Genomic DNA, 20,632 nt, shown 5'->3' on the forward strand with positions numbered 1-20,632 from the left:
GAACGAGGGAATATTCCGCTTCGGGATCAGCAACTCCACCAATTCCGCCGGCCAGATCTTTCTGAACCGCACCACGTCGGGGGGGCTGTACTTCGAGATTCGTGATGGTGTGACCGGCAACGTTTTTGGGGCCCAGACGGCCGCCGGCCTTACAACCCCAGGCACTTGGTACGACGTGGCGGTGACCTATCAGGCTGGTCGCATGACGATCTATCTGAACGGGAATGTGGTCGCCAATTCGGAAAACACCGTGGTATTGGCGAACGCCAACCTATTCCGACAACTATATCGGTCGGGACTGGTCGAACACGCGCGCGCTCGATGGGAAGATGGACGACTTCGCCGTCTTCAAATCCGCGCTGACCCAGGCGGAGATTCAGCAGCTCGCGACGCAGACCAAGGGGCAGGAAGGTTCCGGCCTGGTGACCGACACGCTGTCGGGGATCGAAAACCTGACCGGTACCGATTATGCCGACACGCTGACCGGTGATGCCGGTAACAACGTGCTGGACGGCGGTCTGGGCAACGATACGCTTTCCGGCGGTGCGGGGGACGATGTCCTGATCGGTGGCATCGGCGCGGACCGGCTGGATGGCGGGGCGGGTTCGGACACCGCATCCTATGCGGGATCCGCAGCGCCTGTCACTGTCAACCTCGCCACGGGCGCTGTCCTGGGCGGGGATGCGCAGGGTGATACGCTGATCAGCATGGAAAGCGTCACCGGGTCGGTCGGCAACGATACGTTGACCGGCGACGGTAACGCCAATGTCCTGACAGGTGGGCTGGGCGACGACACGATCGCTGGTGGCGATGGAAACGACACCATCTATGGTGACGGGGCGATCCCTGGCGATCTCAGGAACCTGATCACCTATGGCAATCCGGCCAATTTGTTGGTGAACGGGAATTTCGAATCCTATACCGGCGCGGCGCGTGGTAGCAATACGTCCTTTGCAGCGACCGCCGCGACCGGCTGGAGCAGTCCGGCCGGAAGAATCGATATCTTCAGTAACTATACCAACTCCGACGGAACGCCGCTGAATCAGGCGATGCGCCTTCAGTCGGGGCAAGTCGCCGATGTCTGGCAGAACGTCACGACGACCGCCGGTGAAACCTATATCCTGAAATTTGATCTGGGGAACTGGAACGCAACTACAACTGGTACGGTCAACGTGCTGTTCAACGGCACGGTCATCGCCACAATTGATACGGCCAATGCGGCCAATAGCTGGCAGAGCTTCGCCTATCTCGTCACCGGCACGGGGGGCAGCGACAAGATCGAATTCACCACGGCAGGCGGCGGCCTCCTGATCGACAAGGTGGTCTTTGCCGATGCCGGCGGCAACGACACCCTGTCGGGCGGCGGTGGCGACGACGTTATGGATGGCGGATTCGGCAACGACCGGATCTCTGGCGACGACGGCAATGATACGATCATCGGCGGCAGCGGCAACGACGTCATAAATGGTGGTGACGGCGACGACACGATCAGCGGCGACACTAATGCCTTTGGAACCAGCGGTCTGGAAACCTTCGATACCGGAGCATCGGGCTGGAAGAATGCGGCTGGGTCGGTTCCTGCCACCTACACCCTGCTAGACGGCAGCGTGGTTCTGGGACCGTTCGCCGGTTCGGGCAACACCAACGTCTATTCGCAGCAGATCAGCAAGAGTTACATTCTGGATGCCCCCGGGGCGGGGACGACTCAGGTCAGTTTCGATCTTTACTTGCTCGACTCGTACGACACGAACGAAGGCGTGTATGTCTATGTGAACGGCGTCGCAACGCTGATGATCGTTGCGCCGCGCGGGATGAGTTCGTCCAGCCTCTCCGACTTCACGATCACGCCCGTCAACGGTGCCACCTGGACCGGCAGCATGACGTCGGGGAACTATTCGAATAGCTGGAGTGGGGGTGGGCTCGATACCAAGCTGACACTGACGCTGACGGTTCCGACCCCGGCTTCGGGAGTCCTGACGCTTGGCTTCGGATCCAACATGAACGAGGCGGTGACGAACGAAAGCTTCGTGATCGACAACGTCGCTGTCCCAGGCAAGGGCACCGACCCCATCACCGGGGGTGGCGACGATGTCATCCGCGGCGGCGCCGGTGACGATCGTATCGACGGGGGTGGGGGCGTGGACACCGCCATCTATTCCGGCAATCGCGCCGCCTATACCGTCACCTATAATATCGACACTCGGACCTATACGATCAACGGGCCGGACGGAAACGACACCGTCACCAATGTCGAAAGGTTCCGGTTCGACGACGGCACGCTAAGCGCGGCGCGGTTGATTGCGGGCATGACGATCACGCCGACCGGCACCATCGCCGAGAACAGCGCCGCCGGCACCGTCGCCGCGACGCTGGCGATGGCGGACGGCAACAGCGCGACCTATGCGATCACCGGGGGTCCCGATGCGGCGTCCTTCACGGTGTCGGGCAACACCATCGTCCTCGCCAACGGGGTGGCGCTGGATTACGAAGCGGGGGCGACCCGCAGCGTCCAGGTGACCGCGACCGATGCGGACGGATCGACCCATATCCAGACAGTGACCATCGCCGTCACCAACGTCAACGAAGTGCCCGTCATCACCTCGCCAGCGACCCTCTCGATGGCGGAGAACGGAACGGTAGTGGGAACGCTGACCGCCAGCGATCCCGATGCGGGCACGACGCTGAACTGGGCGATCGCGGGCGGCGCGGATGCCAATCTCTTCACGATCAACCCCAACACGGGGGCGTTGACCTTCCGCTCCGCGCCCGATTTCGAGGTCCCGCATGATGCGGGCGGCGACAATGTCTACAACCTGACGGTATCGGCGAGCGACGGCACCAACGTCACGACGCAGAACCTGGCTGTGACCCTCACGAACGTCAACGAGTCCCCGTCGCTGACGCTGAGCGGTGTCGGCACGGTGATGGAGAACCAGATCGCGGCGACGGTGGCGACGTTCGTGGCCAGCGATCCCGATGCCGGGGATACGCTGACCTATACGCTGGGCGGTACGGATGCGGCGCTTTTCATGGTGGACGGCAATACCGTACGCCTGAAGGACGGCATCAGCCTCGACTATGAGCAGGCGGCGACCCGCAGCCTGACGCTGACCGTGACGGACTCGCATGGCCTGTCGCAGACGCGGGCGCTGACCTTCAATGTCGGCGACGTCAACGAAGCGCCGGTGTTCACGACGCCGACGACGGTATCGATGGCGGAGAACGGCATGGCGGTGCAGGTGGCGCATGCCAGCGACCCCGATGCGGGCGCGGTCATCACCTATTCGCTGGGCGGCACCGACGCGGCACTGTTCGCGATCGATGCGCAGACCGGCGCGATCACCTTCCGCACCGCCCCCGATTTCGAGGCACCGCGTGATGCGGGCGGCGACAATGTCTACAACCTGACGGTGTCGGCGAGCGACGGCACCAACGTCGTGACGCAGAACCTGGCGGTGACCCTCACCAATATCAACGAGACCCCGTCGCTGACGCTGAGCGGTGTCGGCACGGTGATGGAGAACCAGGTCGCGGCGACGGTGGCGACGTTCGTGGCCAGCGATCCCGATGCCGGGGACGCGCTGACCTATACGCTGGGCGGTGCGGATGCGGCGCTTTTCATGGTGGACGGCAATATTGTACGGCTGAAGGACGGCGTCAGCCTCGACTATGAGCAGGCGGCGACCCACAGCCTGACGCTGACCGTGGCGGACTCGCACGGTCTGTCGCAGACGCGGGCGCTGACCTTCAATGTCGGCGACGTCAACGAAGCGCCGGTGTTCACGACACCGACGACGGTATCGATGGCGGAGAACGGCATGGCGGTGCAGGTGGCGCATGCCAGCGACCCCGATGCGGGCGCGGTCGTCACCTATTCGCTGGGCGGCACCGACGCGGCATTGTTCGCGATCGATGCGCAGACCGGCGCGATCACCTTCCGCACCGCGCCCGACTTTGAGGCACCGCAGGATGCGGGCGGTGACAATGTCTATAATCTGACGGTGTCGGCGAGCGACGGCACCAACGTCACGACGCAGAACCTGGCCGTGACCCTCACCAACGTCAACGAGGCCCCGTCGCTGACGCTGAGCGGCGTCGGTACGGTGATGGAGAACCAGGTCGCAGCGACGGTGGCGACGTTCGTGGCCAGCGACCCCGATGCCGGGGATACGCTGACCTATACGCTGGGCGGTACGGATGCGGCGCTTTTCATGGTGGACGGCAATAGCGTACGCCTGAAGGACGGCGTCAGCCTCGACTATGAGCAGGCGGCGACCCGCAGCCTGACGCTGACCGTGACGGACTCGCACGGTCTGTCGCAGACGCGGGCGCTGACCTTCAATGTCGGCGACGTCAACGAAGCGCCGGTGTTCACGACACCGACGACGGTATCGATGGCGGAGAACGGCACGGCGGTGCAGGTGGCGCATGCCAGCGACCCCGATGCGGGCGCGGTCCTCACCTATTCGCTGGGCGGCGTCGACGCGGCACTGTTCGCGATCGATGCGCAGACCGGTGCGATCACCTTCCGCACCGCGCCCGACTTTGAGGCACCGCGTGATGCGGGCGGCGACAATGTCTATAATCTGACGGTGTCGGCGAGCGACGGCACCAACGTCGTGACGCAGAACCTGGCCGTGACCCTCACCAACGTCAACGAGACCCCGTCGCTGACGTTGAGCGGCGTCGGCACGGTGATGGAGAACCAGGTCGCGGCGACGGTGGCAACGTTCGTGGCCAGCGATCCCGATGCCGGGGATACGCTGACCTATACGCTGGGCGGTACGGATGCGGCGCTTTTCATGGTCGACGGCAATACCGTACGTCTGAAAGACGGCGTCAGCCTCGACTATGAGCAGGCGGCGACGCGCAGCCTGACGCTGACCGTGGCGGATTCGCATGGCCTGTCGCAGATGCGGACGCTGACCTTCAATGTCGGCGACGTCAACGAAGCGCCGGTGTTCACGACACCGACGACGGTATCGATGGCGGAGAACGGCATGGCGGTGCAGGTGGCGCATGCCAGCGACCCCGATGCGGGCGCGGTCCTCACCTATTCGCTGGGCGGCACCGACGCGGCACTGTTCGCGATCGATGCGCAGACCGGCGCGATCACCTTCCGCACCGCCCCCGACTTTGAAGCACCGCAGGATGCGGGCGGCGACAATGTCTACAATCTGACGGTGTCGGCAAGCGACGGCACCAACGTCACGACGCAGAACCTGGCCGTGACGGTAACCAATGTGAACGAGGCGCCCCAGATCACTTCCACCACGGCGGCTACCGTGGTGGAAGGGACGACGGCGGTCGCCACCGTGGCTAGCACGGACCCGGAGGGACAGACGCTGCGCTATGGCCTGTCCGGCACCGACGCGGCACGGTTCACGATCGACCCGACGACGGGCGTGTTGCGGTTCATCGCGGCGCCCGATTTCGATCACCCGACGGACCTGGGCGGCAACAACCGCTATGACATCGTCGTCTCGGCCAGTGACGGCACCAATGTCACCACACAGGCGATGACCATCGACGTGGTGCGCGATCAGCGGCCGCCGACGATCACCTCGCCAACGACGTTCACGATCGCCGAGAATGGGACCAGTGTCGCGACGGCCACCGCGACCGATCCCAATGCGGGCGATACGATCAGCTGGTCGATCGCAAGTGGAGCGGATGCGGCACGCTTTACGATCGACAGCAGCACGGGAGCTTTGCGCTTCGTCGCGGCACCGGATTACGACGCCCCCTCCGATGCGAATGGCGATAATCAGTATCAGGTCGTGTTGCGTGCGACAGACCAGACCGGGCTCTTCAGCGACAAGGCGGTCACCGTGACCGTGACCGATGTCAACGAGGCTCCCGCTTTCGTGACGGGCGCAGCGCTCAGCGTGCCGGAAAACAGCACGGCGGTCGGGACGATCCTGGCCGTCGATCCAGAGCATGGCGCGGTCAGCTATTCGATCGTCAATGGCGGCGATTCCGCCCTGTTCACGATCGACAGCCGGACAGGCGCCCTGTCGCTGGTGTCGCCACAGGACTATGAGACGGTCGGAGCGGCCCATTATCAGGTCACCATCGCGGCGTCCGATGGCACGCTGAATGCGACGCAGACCTTCGATGTGGCGATTACGAACGTCAATGAAGCGCCTGTGCTGACCCCGACCGCGACGGTGACGGTGGCGGAAAACCAGACGGCGGTGACGACGATCGTCGCGCATGATCCCGATGCGGGTGCGCAACTGGTCTACGCCATCGCAGGGGGTGCGGACGCCAATGTCTTCGCCATCGACTCGCGTACCGGTGCGCTCAGCTTCCGCACCGCTCCCGATTACGATGCCGGCCAGCATAGCTACGAGGTGAAGGTGCTCGCCTCCGATGGCTCGCTGGCGACGACGCAGACGCTGACGGTCAACGTCACCGACGTGGACGAAGCGCCTGTAATCACCTCGCCCAACAGCGCGACCGTGGCGGAGAACGGCACGACGGTCATGACGATCGCGGCGCGCGATCCCGAAGGGCATGCGCTGCAATATTCCATCACGGGCGGGGCGGATCGGTCGCTGTTCTCGATCTCGTCCACCGGCGTTCTATCGTACAAGACCGCGCCGGATTATGAGACCGGCAGCCATCTGAACGAAGTGCAGGTGTCCGTATCGGACGGCACGCTAACCACCAGCCAGATGATCCGCGTTGCCGTCACCGACGTCAACGAGGCTCCGGTCATCACCTCCGGCGATTTCACGATCGACGAGAACCAGCTTGTGGTCGGAACGATCCAGGCGCGTGATCCAGAGGGCGCGTCGTTGATCTACGCGGTGGGCGGCGGCAATGATGGCGCGCTCTTCAATGTGGACTCCGCCACGGGGGCGATCAGTTTCCGTAACGCCCCCGACTTCGAGGCGCCCAGTGACGCTGATGGCAACAACATTTATGACGTCGATGTGCTGGTGTCGGACGGCACGCTGGTGACGATTCAGCATGCCCATGTCACCGTGCGTGACGTGCAAGGTGAGGTGGTTGTCGGCACCAGCGGCGACGATTTTCTGAATGGCGGCGTCGGCAACGACAGCCTTTCGGGTTTGGGCGGAAACGATATCCTGATCGGCGGTGTCGGCGCGGACCGGCTCGATGGCGGAGATGGCAGCGACCAAGTAGATTATGGCCAGTCGTCCGCGGGCGTGACGGTCTATCTGGACGGAACACCGGGGGTCGGCGGCGATGCCCAGGGCGACGTGCTCGCGGGGATCGAGAACATAAACGGATCGTTGTACAACGACGTCCTGCTCGGCAGCAGCGGTAGCAACGTCATCGATGCTGGACCCGGAGACGATGTGCTGAACGGTCATGGCGGGGGCGACACGCTGATCGGCGGTACCGGTACCGATACCGTCAGTTACGCCGATGCCACGACCGGCATCGGGATGACGCTCGGCATGGGGCCGGGGCAGGGTGTCGGTACGAGCGGAGCCGCCAATGGCGACACGCTGAACGGTATCGAGCGGGTCATCGGGACGGATTATGACGACCAGTTCGTCCTCAGCCTGTCGGGAGGAATTTCGATCGACGGCGGGGCGGGGAACGACATGGTGACGCTTGCGTCCGGAAGCGGTTCAGTCACGAACACCGATCTCACGTCCGTGCTAAGCCATGTGGAAGAGATATCGTTCACGCAGAACAATGTCAGGGCGAACCTGACCGTGGATGCGGATTTCATTCGCGCTCTGGCTGGTGCAGGCAATAGTTCTCATTTGACGTTGCATACGGACGGGAACGACACCCTGACGATGGGCGCGAACGTGGTTCAGAACGGCAACGAATACACCTTCTATAGCGATAGCAGTCACCAGCTTCAGATCGCATCCTTGACACTTGCGGGATGAATCGAGTGCCTGTTGCTGCGCCAGCCGTCCGAAGCCTCGGCAATTCGCCGTGACGTTCGTCGTCAGCGGTCGTGTGCCGGGCGTCGATTGGTTCTATGATGCAATACGCGGCACCACCGCTGTTCCGACGAAAACTTCGCCCGCTTATCATCCTGTGGTGCGATCCGCAGGACGAGGCGGGCGAGCGCTTCAGGAATCCTTATCCGGGATGTGGATATTCTGGGGCCAAGATCGCAGGTCGGCGAAGCTGTCCGATCGCTGGAAACCGAACAATCGGGACGAGGAGAGCTTCAAAATAGAGGCTGGTGTGGAGTTGCGTGGATTACTGCTCATCCGTGATGGGATAGGCGTTTGCCGCAAGCCATATCCCTCAGACATATGCGGCGAGAATGGCCGCCGAATGTGCCGTGCCCGCTATTTTACCAAGGATGTCGGCCAGCAGGAGTCACGACCTGTGTGAGGTGTTCAACGTCCTTTGCAGCTTCGTAAAGACAATCGCCCCGTGGCGGTGGACGCCCAACGATTTGCCGCCTGGGTAACGATGTAACAATGCAGGGCTGGTTGACGGCCGGGGCCAAGCCGAAGAAGGCCTCGAAGATCCACATGGCCGTCACTTTGCCGGGTCATCTGCTGGCTGTCCTTATAGCGCGGCTTTGTCCGTTTGCCATAAGGTTGGGGCGAGCGGTGATCTGCATCGGCAACCCGCTTCGCCGCCTCGACGAAGACTATAAGCGTTACGCCGAAGCTCGCCGGACTACATCATGATGAACCAGGCTTCCGCCCTCGCTGCAGGTGCATAACAACCTTCAGGCCGAGTGGCATAATTCGGTCAGGATCAACCTGTTCTCGAACATGGCTAGCGCGGGAATGTGAGACGCAATGGCATGCCCGAAGCGACAAATTTCGATCGATGAGGGGGCGCCTTGAGCCATCGCGGTCAGACTATTTTGAATGGACCAGACGATGTCGCTAATCGCACCATGTCCGCAAAAAGCGCAGATTTCTGCGGCTTTCGCCTTGACAATGGTGACCCCTACGGGAGGCGTTTATCCAGCATAAAAAGCATGTAATTCTGCGGTTTTCGTGGGTTGCTTACCCATCAGTTTGTACACACGGCCTGTACCCGTGTGCATGACGATATGAGCCCGCTACTTGCCATCCGTCAAGACAAAGCTGGTGGATAGGGGCTTGTCCGCTTTCGGCCAGCGGTCGATCTAAGCTGCCGCCCGTTGATATGGCGAGCTGAGGCATGAAGGGAAGGGGCTGCAGAGCTACGCCGGTGTCGAAGACGTGTCGTCCGGCGTTATGCCATGATAAAAAAACTTGAGAACGAATCTGTCGAACGCCGTGAGGCCTTCAACCTTGAGTGCAGCGTCGAGACCCTTGCTGCGGAAGAGATCCAGCGCGCCCCTGAGGTCGAGATCGGGCTGCGAGAAACTCACGAAGCGTGCTTTGTGCAGCTTACGCGAGATCATCCGCGGAAGGCCGTACTCCTCCAGATTGTGGACGGCCGGAGGCAAGAACGCATGGCTCACCTTTCCAAGGAAGCCACTGATGTCAACGGAGGGGTTTACAATCATCTTATGAAGTTCGTTGACGTCACTCAGAAGAGCGGAAAGCTTGAACGTGACCGTCCTCTCGAGCTGGAAGAAGGCTTCGATGTCGATCCCTTCGACTGACAGTCGCCTGAGCATCGTCGGCATGTCCGTCGTCCAATTCGCAGCAAGAGCCTTGACCACGGCGACCACGCGACTATGGGGAGCGTCCCATCCGGAGGGCTTGAGCGCAATCACCTTGTAGAGCATTCGCTCCCACTCGGAGGGATTACTCGAGTTCAAGTAGCCGAAGCCTTTCCAATCCTCGGGGTTGTCCTTCATGTCACTGGCCGTCTTGAGCAGGAAGTCTGCGTCGCTGTCTTGCAGCAGGTTGTCTCTCTTGATCCGCGCGAGGTTGTCCGCACCAACGATGTCTAAAAGCTTACGCTTGTACTCGATGATCCTCTCAATCTGGCGCTCGGTCAGGCTTTCGCGGTCTTGGGTCTCGTCGAGGCCTCCTAGAAGCGAATCAGGAAACTCGATCTGAAGCTGCGTATCCTCCTCCTTCGGCGGCGAATCCAACAGGTAGATGTGGCCTACGAAGTGCTTGAACATTCGACCACCTCGACCGATGATGTTCTTGTACGTGAAATCCTTTAGGTTGTTCTGTCCAAGCTTGCTCTTCCAGATAACGACGTTCTGTGCGGATGTGTTGACGCCTTCGATGATCGAAGACGTTGAAATGATGCTGTCGAACCCCTTCTCATGCTCGAACAGCAGGACCTGAAGCTGGCTGAGACACCTGTGCATCCGGCCGTTATGGACGCCGACACCCCGCTCCACGAGGTCGGCCAGAACCCAATCCCGCTGATAGTTGTCTCGAAGCCAACGTGCGAAATGGTTGGTGTGAAGTCGATCGACCTTGTCCAGTCGGGCCACGACAAGATCGGCGATCCTTCTTATCTCTGCGTAGGTCCCGGCGTAGATGAGCGACTTCTCCTTCCGCGACGAGATGATCGACAGAAGGGCCTCGGACTTCCTCTGCGCGTCGCCGTTAATCTCCTTGTAGATCTCGTGCTTTTCGAGGAAGACGGTGTTGAAATCGAGTAGCTCCAGGAACTCCATGTCACGCGTGAAGACGTTGTCTTGTAGTTTCTTAATGTTTGGAGCCAAGTAGTAGCGCTGTTCAGACCTGCGAGACAGCTGAACGATTGCCTTAATGAGTGACGGGGCCCGCTCCTTGTCGTGGACGATACTCGCTTTGTAAAACTCGTCGATGACTAGGAGGTCGATCTTTTTTAGCTTTTGAATGTAGCCGAAGGCGCGTTCCTGCGGAAAGATCAGGATGTTCCGCGCTTCGAGCGGGGCGTCAGGCGCGGTGATGATGCCGTATTGGCGCGCGAACTTCTTGTACAGGCGACGTCGGGTCTCGTCCATCAACGCGATCGTGGGCACTATGATCACGACGGTGTCCGGTCGCTTCGCCGCGATGAACGCGTCGATAATGAAGCTCTTTCCGAAGCTCGTAGGGGCGCTCACGGCTATGCTCCTGCCGTCGAGAAGCTTCGACAGGACCGTGGACTGCTCGCGATGCAGCGTGGCGGTCCGGTTGCCGACATCCACCGCGAACGCCTCATGGACGAACTTCTGATCCCATGACGCAGTCTCAAGCTGCAGATAGGGGAAGAGGCCCGCCGTCCGGATCAGCTGGTTCAGGACCTGAGGGTAGGGGGTCCTGCTACGGTCCAGATCGCCCAGAAGCCGTATCAGCATGTTTCGCGCGGCGAGGTCGTTACCGCCTTCGATGAGGTCGTTCACTTCTGAACATGCGGCGAAAACCTCCATTACACCGCTCCCTTGAAGTAGGAAACCGCTCCTAGGAAGGTCTCCACAACCGCCTTCTTATCGGGAACTGGGAAGAGGATCAGATGGAAGTGGATGTCGCCGTACCTGTGAACCCGTGACGATCCGGATATCTGTTTTGAGAAGTAGGCTTCGGCCCTCTCCCTATGCTGGGCGGATATCGCATTCCGATACTCGCTCGAGAGCTGGACGCATTTTGCTGTCTCTGCGCACTGGTGAAGAATAAGAATCGGTACGTGGATTTTTGGCTTCAGATGGTCGATCGAAACCTGGCTACTAAGTGCCGCCTTGATCTTCATCCGAAGGGGTCCGGATAGCACTAGCCGGTCAAGATCTGACACGTTAGTTATAATGGCGTTTTCTTTTTTTAGCTTGCCCGTGTCGAGGCTTGCGTAGACTGAATTCACCACTGCATCCAAACGTGCATCGACGATTGAATTATAAAATTTAGCTTCACCGAACCACAGCGTGAAGTCCTGGCTATCTTCGCTGATAACGATGTGGACGCTATCAGCACCTTTCGCATTATCCTGAACATTCTGCTTGTAGAATATCTTCGGCACGACTGGCAGCGCTCCGAAGTGATTTTTCATTATTCCGTAGAGGAAAACCTCCGCAATCTCGCTTCCCTGGCCAACCTCGTCCTTGTCGGTGAGTCTGAGATTCCGAGCAGCAGCCACAAGAGCCGAGTGGCTCTGATCCGCCAAGGCAAGCCTTTCGCGCTCCGAAAGCGCGGTTTGAGCGATGTTATCCCATAGATAGCTTTGGAAACGACTACTGCGCCATTTGCCGTCCTCGAAGTCATTTACTAAGCTCAGGAGGCGCTTGTTTATCATAGCCTTCAACTGGACGACATTCGTGATCGTCGACAGTGAGTCGTCTATAACGGTCTCGAAGGCGATGGCGGTCATCCAGCGGAATACCTCTGACCAGATCGAAGCAAGACAATGAACCGCGTGTCTAAAGGATTGATTACCTGCTGCATCAAGATAAGCACCAGCCCCCAATCGCCTGATGTACGGCTCCCAAGAAAAAGAGTGGGTGTCAAGCATGTTAGGTGCGACCACTTGCATCACCTTTCTTCGTCGATGCCGTTTAAGATTTGTACGGCAGGTTTCGTTCTGGAACGAAACCGGAACAAGTTATGGGTCAAGCTTCCGTTGCGGACAATGGGCATTTGCATCGCCGTTCGGAGGATCGCCGTCCTGCAAGCTTTGATGCGGCGCATAGGGTCTGAAACGGCCAATCGCCGGTGCTGGAAAGCGAAGCGGCGGCCTGAATAGCGGCTTCTGGGTCAGCGCCAGTACGAAGCGGGTGGCAGCTATCGCCCGATTGTGTTGAAAAACGCCGGCTTGCAGTCGTGTCGATGGTTTGATTCAATCTCTGCGAGGCAAGCGGAGACGGGCCGATGATGGGCGAGCGGACGGTGGCGCAGGAGGCGGTGTTCTACAGCTTCAGCCTGGAGCGGCACGTGCCGGCGGACGATCTGCTGCGCTCGATCGACCGGTTCGTGGATCTGTCGGGCATCCGCGAGGAGCTGAAACCCTTCTACAGCGAGACGGGCCGCCCCTCGATCGACCCCGAGCTGATGATCCGGATGCTCATCATCGGCTATTGCATGGGCATTGGGTCCGAGCGGCGGCTGTGCGACGAGGTGCATTTGAACCTGGCCTATCGCTGGTTCTGCCGGCTGGGGCTGGACGGCGACGTGCCCGACCACTCGACCTTCTCGAAGAACCGGCACGGGCGCTTCCGCGACAGCGATCTGCTCCGCCGGTTGTTCGAGACGACGGTCGCGCGCTGCATGGCCGAGGGGCTAGTGGGTGGCGAAGGGTTCGCGGTCGACGCCAGCCTGATCCGCGCCGATGCCAATCGCCAGACCGGCGGCCCGGGCCGCGACGGCTTGGCACCGGACGCCGACAGCCGTGCGGTACGCGAGTATCTGGCCGTGCTCGACGATGCCGCATTTGGTGCTGCGACACCGGTGGAGCCCAAGTATCTGGCGCCGGCCGATCCGGCAGCGCGCTGGACCAGCGCGCATCGCGGGCCGGCCTTCTATGCCTATTCGACCAACTATCTCATCGACCTCGACCACGCCGTCATCATGGACGTGGAAGCGAGCACCGCAGTGCGCCAGGCCGAGGTCACCGCGTGCAAGCGCATGATCGCGCGGGTGCAAGACCGCTTCGGCGTCTGGCCCGAGCGGCTGGCCGCCGACACCGCCTACGGCTCGGCGGAGATGCTCGCCTGGCTGGTCCACGAACGCGACATCCAGGCGCACATACCGATGTTCGACAAGTCCGCGCGCCGCGACGGCACGTTCGAGCGCGATGCCTTCACCTACGACCATGACGACGACAGCTACGTCTGCCCTGGCGGCAAACGCCTGCGCCCCAGGAACCGCAACTTCGCAACCGCCCGGGGCGATGTCAGCCAGGACGGCTTCATCCGTTATCGCGCGCGACAGCAGGACTGCGGCGGCTGTGCCTTGCGGGAACGCTGCACGCCCAACATGCCGGCGCAAGGACACCCGCTCGATCCACGAAGGGGCTCGCGACCTGGCCCGCGACATTGCCACCACCGACGCTTACGTCACTTCGCGGCGCCAGAGAAAGAAGGTCGAGATGCTGTTCGCGCACCTCAAACGCATCCTGAAGCTCGACCGATTGCGACTGCGCGGGCCGAATGGTGCCAGGGGCGCGTTCCATATGGCAGCCACCGCCCATAACCTGCGCAAGATGGCAAAGCTCGTCCCCATGCCGGCGCAGCCACTACCCGTCTGAGCCGATCAGCGGCTTCCGCCGCAGCTCAGCCGCCACTTGCCTCCGGTCTGCACCCCGACTTCTTCAACACAATCGACGAAAGGCGGTCGTTCAGCTCAGCTACCGCGAATGTCTGCTACTGACGGAAGCTGCCTATGACCCGCTCCGTCAGGAAAGCGCCCGCAATTTGGATCATTCAACAGCCGCGGCATCAATTTCAAGCGCGGACATTCCCGCAAAGATAGCAATTGATCGCTTGCCGGCCTCCATTTTTCGGCGCTTATCGAGGGAGTTGGGGTGATAAGAAGCAGGCATCGCATCCCAAACAATTTCATCGCCTTCGATGCACGGGCTTGCTTTTCCCGCAACGCATCAAGCAGATGAAGCGATGTTTATTGGCGGTAAATTTCCCGGCAACTCACGGTCGTGCAATGGCCGGAGAACCAGCAATCGCGGCGGGATGTCTGGACGCGACTGATGGACCAGCCACCCAATATCAATCTGCCTCAGCAGGAGACGCGTCCACCCCGGCTTGAAGGCTGGGACTGGCAGCAGCTCGAACGTCTGACCGAAGCTTTGCTAAACCACGAACCGTACGTGGTGACGGCAAATCAATATGGCACTCCCGGCCAAACGCAGTTCGGGATCGATACTAAGGCCGATTTAAAGGGCGGGGGCTGCGATGTCGCCTCCTGCAAGGCGTATATCGAGATCAAGAAGGGCGACCTCGCCAAATGGTCGACGGCCTTCCTCGATCACTGGACGAGCAAGTGGCAGGCCAAGGGCGTCAAGCGCTTCATCCTTACGACCACCGCGCCTATCGCGCCCACGCACGTCAGCGATGAGGCCGACACCGAACGCGAAAGGTTTAGCGCGATCGGCGTCGATTATGAACTGTGGGGGCAAACCCAGCTGATTGAGCGGATGCGGCCGCACCGCGGCATCGTCGCGACCTACCTTGGCACCTTTTGGGTCGACATCATCTGCGGACCTCAGCAGCGCGAGGCGCTGCAACCGGTCGGATCGTCGGTCGGCACGCAGCCGGTCGGCGCCAGTCAGATCGCCGAATTGCGGGCGCTACTGTCGGGCGAGGCCGAGCAGAAGGTTGCGCGTGCGCTCGACGACTTACGCGCTGGCGATCTCGGTGCGGTCGAACGCTCGCTCGCCGAACTGCGCGCGGAACCGCTCTGGTCGCAGCTCGATCCCGGCGCCCAAGCTCGCGTCCTGCGCTTCGCCGCCTCGGCGGCGCTGCATCGCGACGACCTTGACGGCGCTGCCACACTCGATGCCGAAGCGACCGCGATCCAGCCGGCGGCCGAACCCCGTATCGCCGCGCGGATCGCGATGCAGCGTGAGGGTACCACTGCCGGGCTTGCCGTGCTCGGCACGCCATCGACGCGCGACGGACGCCAGCTGCAGACGGCTCTCCTGCTATCGAGCGGCGATGTCGATGGGGCGGAAGACGTGCTCGCCATCCTCGCGAGCGACGAGCTCGATCCTGAAACCGTCCGATTGCAAGCCTGGGCGCTGCTCATGCGCAACAAGCGCGTCGAAGCACTCGCTTTGGTCGAGCAACTCGAACGCGAGGCCGGGCATTGGACCGCGACGATCCGCACCGTCGCGATCGCCCGTTATGCTGCGGCCTTGTCTCCGGTCCTTACTCCCGAATGGTTCCTCAACGCGAGTCCGGTCGATTTCGATCTCGTCCGCGACGACGACGAGGCTCATGACTTGCTGGTGGGAGCCACGCAGGGTTTTCAGTCGCTCGTCGACCGGGTCGGCGACCGCGGCGATCGCCATTGGCTGCTTGCCGCTCTGTCAAACCAGCTCGACAGGCGCGAGGATGCCGAAGCGCTGGCCCGGACGCTGATCGCCGAGGATGCCAGCGATCCGATGCCGATCGCTTGGTCGTTGTCGCGTCGCTTCGATGTGGATCTCGCGGAGAGTCGACGCCGCTATACCGATATCTATGCCAAGGGCACGACCGAACAGATCGATGTTCGCATTCACGCGCTTCTGCTGGTTTCCGGGGGCGATACCCGGTCGGCGCGGGCCGCCCTCGAGACCCATCTCGACGCGCAGTCCGGCGAGGCGCACACTGAGGCCGAGACCTGGATCGCGCGGCTCGCCGCAGACGCAGGCGAGGACGATACGGGCACGCCGGTGCTGGCGACCGATACGTTCGTCGACGATATTCAGGCCGCGCGCGCCAGCGACGACTGGTCGGGCGTAAAGGCTGGGTTCGACGTCTTGGCGGGAGGTGGGCACCCACAGACGCTTGCCGCTGCACAGTTGATTGCCGCCGAAGGTCAATGGGCCATCCTGCAGCCGCACCGCGATACGATCCTGGCATTCGCGACCGCTGAGGCGGTGCGGATCGTCGCCTATCTAGTTGCCTCAACGGGCGTTGAGGGTGAACTCGTCACCTTTGTCGAAGAACATCGTCACGTCTTCCGCAATGGCGCACCACCACCGGACGTGCGGCGCCTCATCGCCGATCAGCAGCAGCGCGCCGGCGACTTGGTCGGCGCGCTCGAAACTGCGCGGGCGCTCAGCGCCGAATCCGGCGCTGCGGTCGACCGCCACCTCGAAGCCCGACTCCGCGCCAGCATTGGCGACACCGGGGGTGCCGCGCGGATCGTGCGCGACCTTATGCGGAGCGCCGACCTTGCGCCTGATGCCGCTATGGTCTGGGTCGAGACCTTGCGGGCCAGCGACATGGCGCTGGCCCGGGAATTATGGCGCTTCGCGGTCGCCCGCGACGGGCAGCGCAATCTTGCCGTCTCGGCCTATATTCAGGCCTTCTCGCTCGGCCTGGAAAGAGAAGCCGCGCCGTTCCACCTCGACGTTGCGCGCGCGGCAGAAGATGGTACCGGCTCGATCCGCACATTCGATGTTGCCGATCTGCCCGACTTCATTGCGTCGCAGAATGCCACCGCTGAGGAGCATTGGGCTCTCTATCTCGACGGCCGCATCCCCGCGCATTTGCTTGCCGAGAACCAGAATGTGACACTCGACGCGTTGCTGCTCGAGTCACCCAACAGCGAGCGCGGACCACTCAAGTTGCGCCTATGGCGCAATGGCGCACGCCCTCGCCATCTCGATGTTGGGCTGCCCTGGTCTCGGTGGCGCTTGCACATGGACATCTCGGCGTTGCTCGTCGCCGCGCACGCCGACCTCCTCGATATCGTTGAGCGTCATCCCAACCCAATACGTATATCGCCTGCGGTGCCCGCGGCGCTAGTCGACATGCATCGGCGTGTTGCGCCGAGTCAGCCAACCCGGCTCGCCCTGTTGCGCCGGCTGACCGACATGATCGGCAATAGTCTAGCCGAGCGAGCGCGCAGAGATACCGATCGCGTCGTCGCATTGCGCGATACCGACGGCGATCGGGATATGGATTTTGATGTGCGGCAGCTGGTCGATGCCGCCTTTGCCGCAGGCGTGATCGACGAGACCATGGCCTTGCAGGCGCGCGCTGCGATGGCGGCACCAGACACAGAATCCCGCGAAGTGCTCACACCGTTGGTCGCGGGCGAAGGCCTATGGCTCGCGGGCGCGGCCGCGGAGCAACTCCTCGAAATTGATATCCTTCCAGCCCTGTGTCTCGGTTTCGATATCGCAATCGATCCCGCGGTCGCGCGCGGGATTCGCCAATATGCTGCCGCCGAAGAAGCCAAGGCGACGCGGGCCGCGTTCCTGGATAACTTGCGCGAGCGCATCCGCCTCGGCATCGAGGCCGGCCGTTACGAACTGATCCGGCGCCATGCCGATCGCGAGATCGACACGCTTAATACCCGCAATCCAACAACCCTGTGCCTCATCGACCTGCTCAACGCCGAGGAGATCGACGGGGCCGTATCATGGTATCAGGACCGCAATCTCACCGGCTATCCTGCCAATCGCACGCATGTCATTGTCGAGCTGCTCGACGTCCTCGACGCGCTCGTTGCCGATGGCGTGCTGAGCGAAGCCGACGCGCGCGCGCGGCTGAGCCGGTTGCTCGGACAGGGCGCGGGGCTGAACCAACTCGAAACCGCCGACGTGATCCCGGCGATCCTTGCCGCGCCGGTGGTCGATGGCACGCTGCGCGAAACGCCAGCGCTCCGCGCGCTGCGCCGCAACCGCGCGGCGCAGCGGCTGATGGACGCGCGGCTGAAGGTCGGGGCAGGCGACGATCCAGACGATCGCCGGCCCGACGAAACCCGCCTCGTTCTCGCCGACATGAAGCTCGCAGAGGAATGCCTCGCGGCGATTTGGTCGGACCCCGCGCAGACGGCGGAGACCTGCGTCGCGCGGTCCGAATGGGTGTGGGCGGCCCTGCGGATCGAACGGTCGCTCCGCGCTATCCCCGAGGAGAAGCCTGGTGACTCGGCGAGCATGCTCGCCTCGCTTTGCTTCCAGTCCGCTGTCGAGACGCTGGCGTTCCCGAGCAACTTGCCGCCGGGTCTGCGCCGAGTACGGCGGCGCACCTTCTCCAATTGGTTCTGGCTGTCAGCCCTTGCGCCCCATCAGAAGGGCGATCCCGACATCCTCGAACGCATCGCCGATCACATCGAGGAGCTCTATCTGCCGCGGCTGACGGGCCGTGATCCGACCGCCACGCGGCCCAACCTCGAACTTCGATTGTTCAAGCTGCGCGCAGCGGCCTTGCCGCAGCCGCTGTTGAGCGCGCTCGCAACACGCCCGATCGGCGCCTATCTCGGCCTGCGCTCTGACGAAGTCGTCACCATTCGTGACAAACGGTTTGAAGCCGATCGCTTTTGGCGCGCGGTGCGGACCGCGAGGTGTTATGGCCCAACCAATGTCCGCACCCTCGACGGCAAGAAGTGCCGGATCGTGCGCATTGACAGTGGCGTTGCGATCAGCGGCGGGGTCCGCGCCCGGCTCGCCGATACCCTCTGCAGCCTGTTCGATCCGCAGGTGCGTCCGCTCGATCGCTACGATCAGTTGCTCGCCGAACTCGAACTCACGCCTGCTGAACTTGAGAAATTTGCGGCCGACGGCCGCGCGGCGCGCACCCCCAATCACTTGATCAGCGCGCTGATTGCGGCACGCAAGCGCAGCGCCAAAGCGGTCTATGTCGACCTCGACGCGGCCTTCCAGTCCAAACTGCGGATCTCGCTCGGCGCGTTTTTCCCGCCGCCTGCAAGCGCCCTGCTGAACTATCTGCGGCTCGAGCCCGGCGACGCGCCATTCACCGACCGGCTGCGCGCAGCGGCAGCGCGGCTGGTCGGCGACGTCGGTTCGGTCGTGGCGTTGCGTCGGCTGAGCGGCCTGCCGATCGCGGGTCTGCTCGATCTGTGCGACTTGGCGCTCACCCCCGACATCCAGGCTGAGCTCGATCGCGCAGTAACGCCGGTCGCGCTCTATCGGCAGACCGAGATCGCCTTGCCGACAGTTGCGGACGCCGCGGCGCGGCAGGCGCTGCTCGGCGCGCTGATCGCGAAGGTTCGCGTCGCAGGGCCGTCTTTCTCCGCCATCCTGCGCTGGACGGTGCGGGCATTTTGGCAGGATCAGGAGTTCCGAGCGCTGGGCATGGCGGATCGTCTGGTGCTGACCTGGGTCCATGCCAATAGCGTCCTCGACACGTTCCTGCGGTGGCGGGCCGATCCGTACCTCTTGACCCGCTTTTTCTCCGAAGGGCATTTCGACGAAAATATCGCCGATCGCATCAACATCGAACGCTTCGGTGATCGCGACGCGGCATCATCAAGCGCGATGACCGCGGACGCTTTGCTGTTCCACATGCTCGGCGCGCTGATCGGCGATGCACCGGTGGCTGATTTTGTCGATGACGCCGAACTCGAGAAGCTCGTCGCGGGGTTTAGCGTGGTAGAAATGGGAGAGCCTTTGGCAATACCTGCGCTGATCCTGCGTAACTTTATCGGTCAAAATTTGCTCGGCAGCTTCCTGACCGCGCATGCCCCGGCGCTCGACGCGCTGATCGGCGATCCAATGGAGAAGCGGGAGAGCCTGGGCTATGACGCGATCCGCGACATCCGGGCCAATCGCGAGGACGGCCTCGCTTGGTCGATGCTGATGCAGCATTCCAGGACCGGTCTGTCGCCAGAGCAAGAAGCAGTCGTGCAGGACCTAGTACGGACGATGGATCTCGACGGACTGACCTTTGGGCCACGCGACGGATTGCTGGTGCCGCGGGCGATGATCCGCACGATCGGGCTGTTGTTGCCGCAGGCCGAGCACGGTCGCGCGCTCGACGTGATCCGGGCGCTGGCGCGGCAGGCGGCCTTGTCGGGTGTTTCTACGGACCTCACCAATGACACCGAGGAGGGCAGTCCGCTCGATCCGGTGCATGAGATACTCGAACTCGCCGCGTGCTACGCCGGGATCGAGGAAGCGGGGGCCTTCGAACGGTTCGAGGCCGGGATAGTCGCCGCGGTCGAGGAATGGCCGGCAGCGGTGACGACGTTGCGCCAACTTGTCGACCGGCTGATCCGCAGCAATGGTGTGATCCACGCCGAAGCGCTCTGGCGGCTCTATCTCTATCTCAATGCATGCCCTTGAAGAATGGCGAGGAGCGGTGCGATCAGATCGAGGTTTAGCAAGGTACCCTTTTGTTCGTTCCTGC

6 protein-coding genes and 2 pseudogenes are annotated in these 20,632 nt (G+C 62.2%); 6 read left to right on the forward strand and 2 right to left on the reverse strand.

The features are described 5' to 3' along the window. Window positions 1-224: 224 nt before the first annotated feature. The 4 genes and pseudogenes from QE385_RS19910 to QE385_RS18360 form a co-directional block, all read left to right on the forward strand. Window positions 225-320 (forward strand): annotated as a pseudogene (locus QE385_RS19910) (hypothetical protein); the annotation flags it as partial. Window positions 321-329: 9 nt separating this feature from the next. After that, on the forward strand, window positions 330-7,880 hold the full coding sequence (locus tag QE385_RS18350) for a cadherin domain-containing protein (protein WP_373424736.1): 7,551 nt from the start codon (window positions 330-332) through the stop codon (window positions 7,878-7,880). A 49-nt stretch (window positions 7,881-7,929) separates the two neighbouring features. Further along, window positions 7,930-8,340, forward strand: coding sequence for a hypothetical protein (locus QE385_RS18355; RefSeq protein ID WP_307104347.1), 411 nt, complete (start codon window positions 7,930-7,932; stop codon window positions 8,338-8,340). Window positions 8,341-8,429: 89 nt separating this feature from the next. Beyond that, entirely contained in the window at window positions 8,430-8,645 is a 216-nt protein-coding gene (locus tag QE385_RS18360; RefSeq protein WP_307104349.1) for a hypothetical protein, read from the forward strand. Window positions 8,646-9,151: 506 nt separating this feature from the next. On the opposite strand, the gene QE385_RS18365 is transcribed toward QE385_RS18360, so the two are convergent. Together QE385_RS18365 and QE385_RS18370 are read right to left on the reverse strand one after the other, a co-directional pair. Then, window positions 9,152-11,260 carry a DEAD/DEAH box helicase gene (locus tag QE385_RS18365; protein ID WP_307104352.1) on the reverse strand — a complete coding sequence of 703 codons (2,109 nt, stop codon included), beginning with the start codon at window positions 11,258-11,260 and terminating at the stop codon, window positions 9,152-9,154. Continuing rightward, window positions 11,260-12,189, reverse strand: coding sequence for a DUF1837 domain-containing protein (locus QE385_RS18370; protein ID WP_307104354.1), 930 nt, complete (start codon window positions 12,187-12,189; stop codon window positions 11,260-11,262). Before QE385_RS18370 ends, QE385_RS18365 begins: the two co-directional genes overlap by 1 nt. 497 nt (window positions 12,190-12,686) lie before the next feature. Here QE385_RS18370 and QE385_RS18375 point away from each other — a divergent pair. Both QE385_RS18375 and QE385_RS18380 read left to right on the forward strand, forming a co-directional pair. Next, a pseudogene (locus tag QE385_RS18375) lies at window positions 12,687-14,061 on the forward strand (transposase). Between the two features lie 456 nt (window positions 14,062-14,517). Continuing rightward, window positions 14,518-20,568 (forward strand): hypothetical protein, encoded by a 6,051-nt coding sequence (locus tag QE385_RS18380; RefSeq protein WP_307104356.1) that lies wholly within the window; start codon window positions 14,518-14,520, stop codon window positions 20,566-20,568. The last annotated feature ends 64 nt before the right edge of the window (window positions 20,569-20,632 follow it).

This window comes from Sphingomonas sp. SORGH_AS_0950, assembly GCF_030818415.1.
Classification (GTDB): domain Bacteria; phylum Pseudomonadota; class Alphaproteobacteria; order Sphingomonadales; family Sphingomonadaceae; genus Sphingomonas.

Coding starts and splice junctions, on each gene's coding strand:
- QE385_RS18350 (WP_373424736.1), top strand. CDS start 330: ATGGACGACTTCGCCGTCTTCAAATCCGCGCTGACCCAGGCGGAGATT.
- QE385_RS18360 (WP_307104349.1), top strand. CDS start 8,430: ATGCAGGGCTGGTTGACGGCCGGGGCCAAGCCGAAGAAGGCCTCGAAG.
- QE385_RS18365 (WP_307104352.1), bottom strand. CDS start 11,260: ATGGAGGTTTTCGCCGCATGTTCAGAAGTGAACGACCTCATCGAAGGC.
- QE385_RS18370 (WP_307104354.1), bottom strand. CDS start 12,189: ATGACCGCCATCGCCTTCGAGACCGTTATAGACGACTCACTGTCGACG.
- QE385_RS18380 (WP_307104356.1), top strand. CDS start 14,518: ATGGACCAGCCACCCAATATCAATCTGCCTCAGCAGGAGACGCGTCCA.